A 13,219-nucleotide genomic window follows, 5' to 3' on the forward strand; every position below is an offset into this window, starting at 1 on the left:
CGTTGGCGGCTTTGCCGCCTTACGGATGCGGCATGCCCCTTGCGGGTACACAAAGTATTCCTGCGTTTTCCATACCTTGACTTGCCAAAAAATCTCTCGCCATCCACTCTTGCTGATCTAAGCAGAGCTTCCTGAAAGCAATCTGTGTAACGGGTGATATTTTTCTCGGAGCGTGAAACGGAAATGGATATGACTGTCAAGCGTGGCGATATTTTCTATGCCGATCTCAGTCCGGTCGTCGGCAGTGAGCAGGGGGGCACGCGGCCCGTGCTCATCGTGCAGAACGACATGGGCAACCGGCATTCTCCCACGGTGATTGCGGCGGCGATCACGAGCCAGATGAACAAGGCAAAGCTGCCGACGCACATTGAGCTGACCGGCCGGAACGTCGGCCTGACGAAGGACTCTGTCGTGCTGCTCGAGCAGATCCGCACCATTGACAAGCGCCGCCTGCGCGAGCACATGGGCAGGCTCGATGCGGCCATGATGAATCAGGTCGACAACGCCATTGCGGTCAGCTTTGGCCTGCCGAAGGGCGAAACGGAATGATGCGCCACCCTCCCGCATAGGCTGTGCGGGAGGGATTTTTGATGATGGAATTGAGCGTTTGGGAGCAGGGCGAGCAGATCGGTACCGTAACGGCGCAGCAGGATGGGCTGTTCTATATTTTTATCTGCAAAATTTCCAAGCATGCGGAACAACTGCGCCGCATTTACGTCATATCTAAATGGAGAGTGGAGTATCTCGGCATTCCGTATCCGCGCCGTGAGGGCGCAGAGCTGCAGGCCTGCATCCCGGTGTCGCATTTTCCGGACGGGCTGACGGCCGCTGCGGCGGCTGCCATGCCGCGCGGCGCGTGGCTCCCGTGGTGCGGCGAGGCGGACGGCGTTCCCATCCGCAACGGCCTGCTCAAGCAGCTGGAGGACGGCTATGCGCTTGCCCTGCTGCCAGAGGAGGCACAGCAGCTGCCGCAATGGCTGCCGCAGGCGGCGGAGCAGGAGCTTATGGGCCGGGCGCGGCTGGTGTTCCGGCTCGATGCGGCGGGATGCATGCCCTCCATAGAAATGACAGAAAACGGAGGAAGTACCGATGAAGCACAGAATTTTAGCGATCCTTTTGCTGGCAGCGTGCCTTCTGACGCTGCTCCCGGCGACGGCGATGGCCGTCCCGGAGACGGAGACCCGCTCGAAGGGCGGCAAGCTGATCGCCCTGACATTTGACGACGGCCCCGGACCCTATACGCGCCGCCTGCTCGAGGGGCTGGCAAAGCGCGGCGTCAAGGCGACGTTCTTCATGCTCGGTCAGCAGGCCGAAAACTACGATGTGACGGCGGGCCTCGTCCGCGATGCCGGCCATCAGATCGCCTCGCATACATACGATCACCCGCAGCTGAGCAAAAAGACGGACTCGCAGGTGAGGTGGCAGATCAGCCATACGGCCGATATTCTCAACCGCATCACGGGCTATGGCACGCATTATCTTGTGCGCCCGCCCTACGGCGATTATAATTCCCGCGTGCTGTCGCTGCTGGACAATCCGGCCATTCTCTGGTCCGTCGATCCGCTGGACTGGAAGTACCGCAATGCAGACACCGTCTGCACGAACATCGTCAACGGAGCACATGACGGCGCGATCGTGCTGGCGCACGACATCCACTCCACCACGGTGGACGGCGTCCTGATGGCCATTGACAAGCTGCAGGCCAAGGGCTATGAATTTGTTACGGTGAACGAGCTGTTCCGCCGCCGCGGCGTCTCGCTGGAGAAGGGCCACACCTACAGCTCCTGCAAGCCGACCGGAACGGATCTCGGCCCCGTAAATGCACCGACCGTCACGGAGGCGGGCGGAAAGGTCACCATCACGGCCGACAAGGGCGCAGTGATCTACTATACGCTCGACGGCTCCTCGCCGCTGGCCTCCGGCCGGGTTTATTCCGGTCCCATTGAGGCAAAGGCAGGCCAGACCCTTCGCGCTGTGGCCGCCTTTAATCTGAATGGCAGTGCCAGCGCTGAGACCTCGGTCCAGGTGCGCGGCATTACGCTGAAGGAGCCGACAGTCAGGGCTCTGAACGGCAAGGTTATGATCTCCAATCCGAATCCGAATTCCGAGCTGCGCTACACGCTCGACGGCTCTGCTCCGACGGAGCGCTCGGCGGTTTACCCTTCCTCCGGTTTGGAATTTTTTACCGGAATTCTGCGCTATCGCGTGTTTGCAAAGGAGGGATGTGGCCAGACGTACACGCTCTATCTGAGCAAGTCCGGCCATCTCTTTCGCGACGTGCCCACAAATTCCTGGTATTTCGAAAGCATTGACCGGGCAGTCTCTCTGGATCTTCTTAAAGGCGTGGGAGACTTTGCGTATGAACCGGATGGAGGCCTGAACCGCGCCATGTTCGTTACGATGCTGGCGCGTGCCGTCGGCGAGAGCCTCCCGGACAGCGCAGCGGGCTTTTCCGACGTGAAGGGCGGCCAATGGTACACGGCAGCGATGAGCTGGGCCCTGCGGAAAAATCTGATCCGCGGCTATGAGGATGGCTCCTATCGCCCCGAGGCGCTCATCACGCGCGAGGAGATGTGCGTCATTCTCGACCGCCTTATGCAGCAGCGCGGCGAGACGCTCCACACCGGAAAGCTGAGCTTTGCCGACACGGCGTCCATTTCCGTCTGGGCGCGAGACAGCGTCGCGCGCATGACGGCCCTCGGCCTTATCCGCGGCGCGGAGAACAACCGCTTCTTCCCGCAGCGCACGACCACGCGCGCCGAGGCTGCGACGGTCATGCTCCGCATCTACGACCATCTGCACTGAAACACAAAGTGCCCCTGCCATGCTTTCGGCGTGGCAGGGGCATTATTGTGCTTTAGACCATCTCTTCGGGATGGAACAGAGCGTCGAACTGCTCGCCGGTCAGGCAGCCAAGGCGCAGGCATGCCTCGCGGAGCGTCAGGTCCTCCCGGTGGGCGAGCTTTGCAGTCTCGGCAGCCGCTTCATAGCCGATCGTGGGGCTGAGCGCCGTGACGAGCATGAGGGAGCGGCGGAGATTTTCCGCCATTTTCTCGCGGTTGGCGCGGATGCCGTCGGCGCAGCGCAGGCGGAACGAGCGCATGCCCTCGGCCAGCAGCCGCGCGGACTGCAGGAATTCGTGCGCCAGAACGGGCAGGAAGACGTTCAGCTCGAAATTGCCCTGCGAGGCCGCAAAGCCGATCCCGGCTCCGTTCGCCATGACCTGCACGGCGATCATCGTCAGCGCCTCGCACTGCGTCGGGTTGACCTTGCCGGGCATGATGGACGAACCGGGCTCGTTCTCCGGCAGGAACAGCTCACCGAGACCGTTGCGTGGGCCGGAGCCGAGCCAGCGGATATCGTTTGCCAGCTTCATCAGGTCGCCTGCCAGCGCCTGCAGCGCGCCGTGGGCGAAGACCAGCTCGTCGCGGGAGGTGAGGGCGTGGAACTTGTTCGGGGCGCTGCGGAAGTCCTTGCCCGTCAGGCGGCTGATCTCCGCAGCGACCTCTTCGGCAAAGCCTGCGGGGGCGTTCAGCCCCGTGCCGACGGCCGTGCCGCCCAGCGCAAGCTCCCGCAGCGGCGGAAGCGCCAGCCGGATCAGCTCCGCATCGCGCTCGAGGCTGCTGCGCCAGCCGGAGATCTCCTGCGGGAACGAAATGGGCGTGGCATCCTGCAGGTGGGTGCGTCCGGCCTTGATGACGCCCTCATTTTCGGCCTCGAGGCGCTTGAGAGAGTCGATCAGCTCCGCCAGCGCGGGCAGGGCGCCGTCCTCGAGCGCGCAGACGGCCGCGATATGCAGGGCTGTGGGGAACGTGTCGTTCGAGGACTGCGAGCGGTTGACGTCATCATTCGGGTGCAGCAGCCGCCTGCCCGCCAGCTCGTTGCCGCGGTTCGCGATGACCTCGTTTGCGTTCATGTTCGTCTGCGTGCCGGAGCCGGTCTGCCAGACGACAAGCGGAAAGTGGTCTGCCAGCTTTCCGGAGATAATTTCATCGGCTGCGGCGCAGATGGCGCTGCATTTTTCTGCCGTCATGGCGGCAGGGCACAGGCGGGCGTTCGTTATGGCGGCCGCCTTTTTCAGGATGCCGAATGCGTGGATGATCTCCGGCGGCATGGGCTCGCGGCCCTGCCCGATCGGGAAGTTTTCAAAGCTGCGCTGCGTCTGCGCGCCCCAATAGCGGTCCGCAGGCACGCGGACGTCGCCCATGGAGTCGTGCTCCATGCGATATTCCATATCCTTCACCTCAGAAGCGGGCCGTGTGCCCGCATTTTTTCTGCCGATACCATATCATCCCCGCCGCGCCGTGTCAAGTGCGCAGGAGAATATCGGATAAAATGCGCCCCGCAGCTTTTCGGGCTGCGGGGCGCGGGAAGGGGGGTGAAACGGTCAGGTTATGCGTTTGCCTTGACGTAGCGCATGAGGATGGCAGCCGCCTGCTCGCGGGCCGCAAGGCCCTGCGGGGCAAGATAGGTGCCGTCCGCTTCCTTCGAGCCGGTAACGAGGCCCGTGGAAACGGCCCATGCCATGGCGTCTCTGGCGTAGGTGCTGACGCTTTCGGCATCGGGATAGCCGCTCAGCACGTCCGCCTCGGGCGCTTCGGCCTTGGCATAGCGGAAGAAGATCGCAGCCAGCTGCTCGCGGGTGACCGGCTCGGACGGGGCGAACTTGTTGCCGCCGACGCCGTTGACGATGCCGTTTGCGGCGGCCCAGGCGATCGCATCGGAGTACCACTGGCCGTCATCCACATCCGCAAAGCCGGACGGAGCGTCGACAGCCGGGCTGCCCGCCATGCGGTAGAGCACAGTGACGAGCATGGCGCGCGTCAGGGTGTCCTTCGGTGCAAACGTCGTAGAGGTCGTGCCGACCATGAGGCCGTTCTCGATCACGAAGCAGATGCCTTCCTTCGCCCAATCCGTCGGGATGTCGGTGTAGGCAGCGCACTTGTGGCCGAGGGCCGGGGTCTCGCTGTCCACATAGCTGTCGCCGCAGCGGCTGCAGGTGTGGGTCGTGTAGCCCGCCTCGTCCAGCGTCGGCTCGGTGACGACGGCCTGATAATCATGGCCGAGAGGGGCGGTGATCTCCGTGATGACGCTGTAGTCGCAGTGCTTGCAGGACTCGCGGACAAAGCCGTAGCCGAGGCAGGTGGCCGGGACGGTCTCCGTCTCGCAGTCATGGCCGACAGCGTCCACATAGTCCGCAACATAGCTGTCGCCGCAGACGGAGCAGGTGTAGGTGGTGTAGCCCATCTTGTCGCAGGTCGGGGCGGTCACAACGGCTTCGTAGCTGTGCGCGACCGTCGGGATGGCCTCGGTGTAGGACTTGCCGCACTCGCTGCAGGTGAAGGTCTTCACGCCTTCCTCGGTACAGGTCGGTTCCTTCGTGACGACGGCTGTGTAGGTGTGTTCGAGCGCATCGGTGTAGCTGCCGACATAGCTGTCACCGCAGACGGAGCAGGTGTAGGTGGTGTAGCCCATCTTGTCGCAGGTCGGGGCAGTCACGACGGCTTCATAGCTGTGGCCGGTGGCCGGGACGATGGAATCGACGTAGCTGTCGCCGCAGACGGAGCAGGTGTGCGTGGTATAACCGGCATTCGTGCAGGTCGGGGCAGTCACGACGGCATCGTAGCTGTGGCCGGTGGCCGGGACGATGGAATCGACGTAGCTGTCGCCGCAGACGGAGCAGGTATGTGTGGTGTAACCGTTGTTCGTGCAGGTCGGAGCCGTCACAACGGCTTCATAGGTGTGGTCCGCCTTTGCCAGAGCAACGTCATAGCTGTCACCGCAGTGCGAGCAGGTGAAGGTCTTCACGCCCTCTGCCGTGCAGGTCGGCACGCGGGTGATCTGCCAGACATAGTCATGGCCGGTGGCCGGGACGACAGAATCGATGTAGCTGTCGCCGCAGACGGAGCAGGTGTGCGTGGTGTAACCGGCGGCGGTGCAGGTCGGCGCAGTGACGGTATCCTCATAGCTGTGGCCGGTAGCCGGAACAATGGAATCAACGTAGCTGTGGCCGCAGACGCTGCACAGATGCGTGGTATAACCGGCGGCAGTGCAGGTCGGGGCAGTCACGGTGAGCGTGTACTGATGACCGGCAGCGTCAACATAGTTGTCGCGGTAGCTGTCGCCGCAGACGGAGCAGACGTGGTTCGTGTAGCCGTCCTTCTCGCAGGTCGGGGCAACGACCGATTCCTCGTAGCTGTGGCCGTTGGCCGGGACAAAGTCGGCCTTGACGGTCTCGCCGCAGGCGGTGCAGGTGTAGACCGTGTAGCCCTGCTCCGTGCAGGTCGGGGCGACGACCGTCGTCACTCCGAGCGTATGCTCGCTCTGGCCCTCGGCCAGCTTCTGCCAGACCAGAATGGGATAGCCGCCGTTGACCTTCTGCATGCAGGTGCCGTCAGCCTTGAAGGAAGCGCCGAGCTTCGTGACGAAGCCAGAGGCTTTCATGGCCTCAGCCGACATCTCTACGAAGACGGACGGATCATGCATCGTGGAATAGTTCATCTTGCCGAGACCTTCGAGGCCGCAGGCGCGGTAGTAGACGTCTTTCACTTCAAGGTAGCTGCCCTCGGAGTAGTCCGCGTGCATGACGCCGATGGCAGCGCCGGGGTTACCGGCTGTCTTCAGACCGAGGTCGGTCACGGTGCCGGCGTTGTAGCAGTTGTGAACGTAGCTCTGCTCATAGACTCTCGAGGAGCTGGCGTCGAGCTTGCCGACGAGGCCGCCGATGCCGCAGTAGTTCTTGTCGCTGTGGCCGGTGATCGCGCCGGAGTTGTAGCTGTCGACGATGTAGCTCGGGCCATTCGTGGCATCGGAGCTGCTGCCGACCGAGCCGACGAGGCCGCCGACATAGCAGTCGCCGGTGACGGCGCCGCTGTTGTAGGAGCGGGTGATGGAGGAACCATAGCGGATCTCTGCGAACAGGCCACCGATGGCCTGCTTGCCCGTGCCGTAGGCAATGAGGCCGATGGCGCCGGTGTTGCAGGAGTCAACGACCTTCGTGGATTTGACCTCAGCGCCGAGACCACCGATCTTTGTGCGGCCGGTGATCGCACCGTTGTTCGCGCAGGCGGTGTAGGTTGTCGTCTCACTCTTGGGCACGAAGCCGGAGACGTAGTCGCCGTCGGAGGTTACGCTGCCGTTGTTCACGCAGCGCAGGAAGTCTGCGTTCTTCACCGTACCGGCAAAGCCGCCGACATAGCTCCAGGGATAGGGAGCCGTGCCCTGCTTGGCCGTGACGGTGACGTCCGTTGTGACGTCCGTAAAGGAGACGTATTCCGCAGCGCCGACGAGGCCGCCGGAATAGGCATAGGAGTTGCGATAGTTCTCCGTGATGGAGAGCGTGCCGGTGAGCGTCAGATTCTTGATCTCTGCCTTCTTGTCGGCCGTGCCCTTGACATAGCCGAAGAGGCCGAGGTACGGAGCGCCGATTGACTTGTCATCGGAATCGAAGGTGATGCTCATGCCGGTGATGCTGTGGCCGTCGCCGTCGAAGCTGCCGGTGAACGGCTGCTTCAGGGAGCCGATCGGGGTCCAGCTTTCAACGCTCGTCAGGTCGATGTTGGCCGTCAGCTTGCCGCTGATGCCGGTCTCACCGCTGTTGACCTTACTCGCGAACCAGAGCAGCTGGCTGGCGTTGCCGATGAGGTAGACACCGTCTTCATCCTGGCTGGGCAGGACGTCGAGCTCGAGCTTGGCCGTCTTCGTCTTCAGGCCGTAGTTGGCGCTGTCGAAGCCGTAGGTGTAAGAGAGGATGATGGAGGTCTGACCCTGTTCGATCGGGCCTTCCTGCCAGGTCACATAGTTCGTGATATCCCGCTCGAGACCGTTGGCCAGCTTGGCAACGACCTTCATGCCGGAGGCATCGAACGTCTCGCCGGCCTTATAGGTCATCTTCTCCGGGTTTTCCGTGACCTCAATGGACAGAATCTTCGAGGTGATGGCCATCATGTAGCAGGAGTCGTTCTTGTAGTAGATCGTGCCGGTGCTGTCTGCGATGGTGGAGCAGATACAGTACTGTGCCAGCGGAGCCTGCGGCGTGAAGATCTCGCTGTAGCCGGAATCCGTGGCCGTCTTCGGCTCGGTCTGGCCCGGGCGATCCATCAGGACGGAAATGCCGCCGGGGGTATAGTTGTAGGGGAGGTAGATGAAGACATAGCCGTCGCCCGCGCCGTCGCCGTCGAAGTCCTTGTCGACATAGGCCGTGGAGACCATGGCCGAGGTCTGCGGATAGCCGACGATGCCGTAGGAATAGGCATAGCTCATTTCGCCAGTTGCAGTATCCAGATCAATGACCTCGATGCAGTGGCCGCCGTTCTGGGAGAACTGGCCCTTGCTGCCGGAAACGCCGAGGTAGATGCGCCCGTTGTAGACGGACGGCGTGCAAGTGGACATGATGGCACCGGGCTTTTCCTCACTGGTGTAGCCCTCGGCGTCCTTGAGCGCCAGAGACTTGAAGTCCGTGATCTTGCCGGTTTCCCAGTCGATGGCGGCATTGTAGATGTAGCCGCCCTTGGACGTGAAGAACACGCGGTCAGAATCCGGGTCGTGGGAAACGTTGGAGCGGATATCACCCTTGCAGCCGTAGTGGGAGTCGAGCAGCTTGCCTGTCAGGCGGTCGAAGACCAGCAGGGCGGAGGTGTTGATATAGTCACCCTCGCCGGAGCCGTCGTCCGTGCCGACGATGCAGAGGTTATCCGTCACATAAGCGCCTGCCCAGTAGAAGCCGCCGACGCAGGCATAGGACCAGGAGGCGAGCTTGGCTTCATCCGTCTTCATCGGGTCCTCATCCGTCACGGAGATGGCAACGAAGTTGCCGGGCTTGCTCTCGCCGTTCCAGAAGCCGACATAGATGTAGCCGTCGTGGTACGTCGGGGAGGTATTGGGCTGGCCGCCGAGCGGATCGGTGTAGATCCACAGGGATTCGAGCGTCTTGGCGTTGAAGGCCTGGATCTTGCCGCCGGACAGGCCGACAAAGATCATGCCGTCGGCATAGGTTGCCGGGTTGATGGAGAAGCTGGAGGTACCTGCCATCGTGCCCTCTGCGAGCACCTTGCCGGTGTTGACGTCGAGGCGCTTGATGGTGCTGCCGGTGTAGGTGATGAGGTCACCGTCCACCAGAATGGGGGAGCCGGGAGCGGCCGCCCAGCCTGTGCCGTACTTCGCAGCCCACAGCAGCTCACTGTCCTCACTCGTGTAGGGCGTGGGGGCGTTCGTGATGCCAAGGTGATTGCTGCCGTTGCGGAAGTTAGGCCATTCGGCGGGGAGATCCTTGACAAGGGTCGTGTTCTCTTCGGCTGCGGTCAGCGTGATCTTGAGCACTGGCTCGGCCGCGCTGGCAGTCAGGCTGCCCGACTTGCCGACATAGCCCTTTGCCGTTGCGACATAGGTGTAGGCCGCGCCGTCCATCAGGGCATAGTCGCCGTTTTCATCCGGATAGATGCTGGTGTTGAACGAGTCATACATGACCAGCAGGGCGTTCTCCGGGTCAAGCTCTGCACGCACCTTGCAGATGGCGTGCTTCGTTGCCTTGACGGTGTAGGAGGTCGACAGGCCGTCTGCGTTGGAGACGACGACGGTCATGACGTTCTCGCCGTCCTGCAGGGTCCATTCGCCGGACTCCGCGCCGTTGTAGGTCACGGTGTAGCCGTCCTGATACGGTATGGCGCTGAGCGTGATGGAATCTGCCGTCGTGTCGATGGTGTATTCCGCCGTGCGGTGCGAGAACGTCTCGTTCATGCGCGCGCCGGTCACGTTCAGGGCAGACAGGGTCGTAGTGCGGAACGAGGTGAGCGTGTAGGTCTGCGTATTGCCGTCAACGCCGACCGTCAGGGTGACGGTGTTCGGCTTGGCATCGCGGCTGAAGTTTGCGAGGCTCTGGCCGGAGGTCTTGCCGGACGTAATGGCCGTGGACTGGGTCTTGCCGTTATACAGATTCGTCCACTCGGCCTTGATGGTGGAGCCTTCCGGGGCATTTTCGGACAGCGTGGCCCACAGGAAGGCGCTGAAGCCGTCTGCATCGGGGATGGCGACCTGATATTCGGCCGTCTTACCGTCGAATTCCGGCGTAAAGACATAGTCGCCGGAGGCGTTGTAGGCGGTCAGGCGGAGCGCGGACAGGTAGGCGATCTTCTCACCGCAGCGGCTGCAGATGCCGCCTTCGCCGACATTGTGGCCGAGAGCCGGAATCTCTTCCGCCTTCGTCTCGCCGCAGGCCGTGCAGGTGTAGGTCTTGGAACCGGCCTCGGTGCAGGTCGCGTCGACCGTTGCGGTCACTTTAAACGTGTGCTCGCTCTGGCCTTCGCCCAGCTGCTGCCAGGTGAGGACGGGGTAGCCGCTGTTGACCTTCTGCATGCAGGTGCCGTCAGCCTTGAAGGAAGCGCCGAGCTTCGTGACGAAGTCGGAGGCCTTCATGGCCTCTGCCGTCATCTCTGCGAAGACGGACGGATCGTGCATTGTGGAATAGTTCATCTTGCCGAGACCTTCGAGGCCGCAGGCGAGGTAGTAGACGTTTTCCACTTCGAGGTAGCTGTCCGTGGAATAATCCGCGTGCATCAGACCGATCGCCGCACCGGCGTTGATCGTCTTCAGACCAAGGTCGGTCACGGTGCCGACATTGTAGCAGTTGTGAACGTAGCTCTGCTCATAGGTTCTCGAGGAGCTGGCGTCGAGCTTGCCGACCAGACCGCCGATGCCGCAGTAGCTCTTGTCGCTGTGGCCGGTGATCGCGCCGGAGTTGTAGCTGTCGACGATGTAGCTCGGGCCGTTCGCGGCGTCGGAGCCGCTGCCGACCGAGCCGACGAGACCGCCGACATAGCAGTCGCCGGTGACGGCACCGGTGTTATAGCAGCGCGTAAGCGTCGAGCCGTAGCCCATCTCGCCAAATAGACCGCCGATGCCCTGATTGCTGCCGTTGTAGGCTGCAAGGCCGATCGTGCCGGTGTTGTAGGAGTCGACCGTCTTCGTGGACTTTACGGCGCCGCCAAAGCCGCCGATCTTCGTGCGGCCGGTGATCGCGCCATTGTTCACGCAGGAGGTGTAGGTCGTCGTCTCGCTCTTGGCCGCGAAGCCGGAGACATAGTCGCCGTCCGTGGTCACGGCGCCGTTGTTGACGCAGCGCAGGAAGTCTGCATTCTTCACGATACCGGCAAAGCCGCCGACATAGCTCCACGGATAGGGGGCGGAGCCCTTCTTCGCGGTGATTGTGACGTTCGTCGTGATATCGGTGAAGGAAACATATTCCGCACCGCCAACGAGGCCGCCGGAGTAAGCGAAGGAGTTGCGGTAGTTTTCGGTGATGTCCAGCTTGCCGGAGAGCATCAGGTTCTTGATCTCCGCCTTCTTGTCGGCCGTGCCCTTGACATAGCCGAAGAGGCCGAGGTACGGAGCGCCGACAGATTTGTCATTGGAATCGAAGGTGATGCTCATGCCGGTGATGCTGTGGCCGTCGCCGTCAAAGCTGCCGGTGAACGGCTGCTTCTGGGAGCCCATCGGGGTCCACGCTTCGGTCAGCTCGATATTGGCAGTCAGCTTGCCGCTGATGGCGGTGTCGCCGCCGTTGACCTTCGCTGCGAACCACTGCAGCTGCTTCTCGCTGGCGATGCCGTAGACGCCGCTTTCGTCCTGCGTGGGGATCGCGGGGTCCTTTTCACCGCAGCGGATGCAGGCACCGTCTGCGCCGAAGGTGTGGCCGAGGGCCGGAAGCTCTTCCGTGCGGGTCTCGCCGTGCACGCTGCAGGAGAACGTCTTGACACCGGCCGTCGTGCAGGTGGGCTCCGTCGTGATGACGCCTTCATTCCACTGACAGGGCTGTGCATCGCCGCTGGAGAGGACGATCTTTGCCGTTGCGGGGGCGTAGCAGGCGTCCTCCGTGCCGTAGTTCGGGTCATAGCCCAGCAGGTAATAGGTACCGGCCTTCAGCGAGGCCGTGTCGAGCGTGTAGCTGCTGCCTTCGCTCGTAAGCTCCTGCTGCTGTTCCCAGTTTTCATTGTAGAGCTTCACATTGAGACCGGTGATCGGCTCAAAGGACTCCGTGCCGCCGTCGGACACGGACTTGGTGTCATACTTCTGCGTTTCGAATGTGATCTTTTCACCGACCTTGGCGGTGTAGTCGTCCTTGTCAAAGCGGGCGAATGCGCCGTAGGTCCAGAAGCTCCAGTTGGAGAACATGGCCAGATCGATCGTGTCGTTGTCGGACAGCAGAATGTAGTCTGCCGTGGATCCCCAGCCCGCAGACATCAGGGGATAGACGTGGTTGCGGTAGTACATGAGGTTCTCGTCATGGCCCCAGAAGTTCTGCATGTACATGGACGTGGCGCTGCCGGAGATGAGCAGCGCATTCAGCGTATCCTCATAGGAGCCGCCGAGCATGTCATTCACGCCTTCGCCGCTGCCGGTGAATTCCAGCAGGCCGGATGTGCCCTTGCCGCAGTCCTTCTCGGCCACGCCGAGGTAGTAGCGCTCGAGCATATAGATGTAGAGGTGCAGGAGCGTCGGGCGCTGCACGATCTCGTTGTCCGTATAGCTTCCGGAGCCGTTCTCCGTGTGGTAACGGTTAAAATCGTCCAGACCGTACAGGGACAGGGGGAAGTACGGGACCTTGACCTCCAGATGCGACAGGATGGTGCCGCCGTCGTCCTTGCCGATGATCGGTGCGCCGTCGCTCGAGATGGTCACATAGACGGTGACGGAGGCCTGGTCGGTCTCGTCATAGCCGTACTGGTTCTTGTCGCCGTCCTCCACGGCCTCGACCGTGATGGGAACGGTGACTTCGGTGCTGCCGCCGCCCGTGCAGGTAGCGGTAATGCCGATGCGGAATTCCCCTGCCTCGGCAGAGGTGAACTGCAGCGTATTGTCCTTGATATAGACCTTATCGCCGTAATCCGCCTTCAGCGCGAAGCTGAGAGCGTGCCCGTTCGGGTCGGTGAACACCGTTCCGAGCGGGAGCTGGTACAGCGCACCGACCTTGACGGGATCGGGCGCCGGGGTACTTACCGTGATGTCGCAGTCCGCCGCGAAGACCGCAGGGATCATCGACAGAAGCATAGCAAGCACCAGCAGGATGCTCAGGATTCTTTTCATGCTGCTTTCCTTTCTTTTGGGGAACCCACTGATCGATCCTCTGCGGCGGATGCCGGAGCTTTTTCGCCGATCCATCGGTTCGGAAAGTTTGGAGTATTGCGCAGCCGTTGGCGGCTCTGCCGCCTTACGGATGCGGCATGCC

5 protein-coding genes are annotated in these 13,219 nt (G+C 62.2%); 3 read left to right on the plus strand and 2 right to left on the minus strand.

All coding sequences use genetic code 11. From position 1 onward, the window contains the following. Nucleotides 1-189: 189 nt before the first annotated feature. From WMO66_RS02175 to WMO66_RS02185, 3 genes are read left to right on the plus strand one after another with little or no spacing between them, the layout of a single operon-like run. Entirely contained in the window at nt 190-549 is a 360-nt protein-coding gene (locus WMO66_RS02175) for a type II toxin-antitoxin system PemK/MazF family toxin (RefSeq protein ID WP_349134769.1), read from the plus strand. Between the two features lie 41 nt (nt 550-590). Then, nucleotides 591-1,220 carry a hypothetical protein gene (locus tag WMO66_RS02180; protein ID WP_349134770.1) on the plus strand — a complete coding sequence of 210 codons (630 nt, stop codon included), beginning with the start codon at nt 591-593 and terminating at the stop codon, nt 1,218-1,220. Continuing rightward, nucleotides 1,159-2,805: a polysaccharide deacetylase family protein gene (locus WMO66_RS02185; RefSeq protein WP_349134773.1), complete on the plus strand. Its 1,647-nt coding sequence runs from the start codon at nt 1,159-1,161 to the stop codon at nt 2,803-2,805. The genes WMO66_RS02180 and WMO66_RS02185 overlap by 62 nt, the downstream gene beginning before the upstream one ends. Nucleotides 2,806-2,857: 52 nt before the next feature. Here the strand turns inward: WMO66_RS02185 and fumC are convergent, their stop codons facing one another. Together fumC and WMO66_RS02195 are read right to left on the minus strand one after the other, a co-directional pair. Continuing rightward, on the minus strand, nt 2,858-4,234 hold the full coding sequence (gene fumC, locus WMO66_RS02190; RefSeq protein ID WP_349134771.1) for a class II fumarate hydratase: 1,377 nt from the start codon (nt 4,232-4,234) through the stop codon (nt 2,858-2,860). Nucleotides 4,235-4,392: 158 nt separating this feature from the next. Next, nucleotides 4,393-13,077 carry an S-layer homology domain-containing protein gene (locus tag WMO66_RS02195; protein ID WP_349134772.1) on the minus strand — a complete coding sequence of 2,895 codons (8,685 nt, stop codon included), beginning with the start codon at nt 13,075-13,077 and terminating at the stop codon, nt 4,393-4,395. Nucleotides 13,078-13,219 lie beyond the last annotated feature (142 nt).

This window comes from Faecousia intestinalis (assembly GCF_040096185.1).
In the GTDB taxonomy this organism is placed as follows: Bacteria; Bacillota; Clostridia; order Oscillospirales; family Oscillospiraceae; genus JAZOXB01.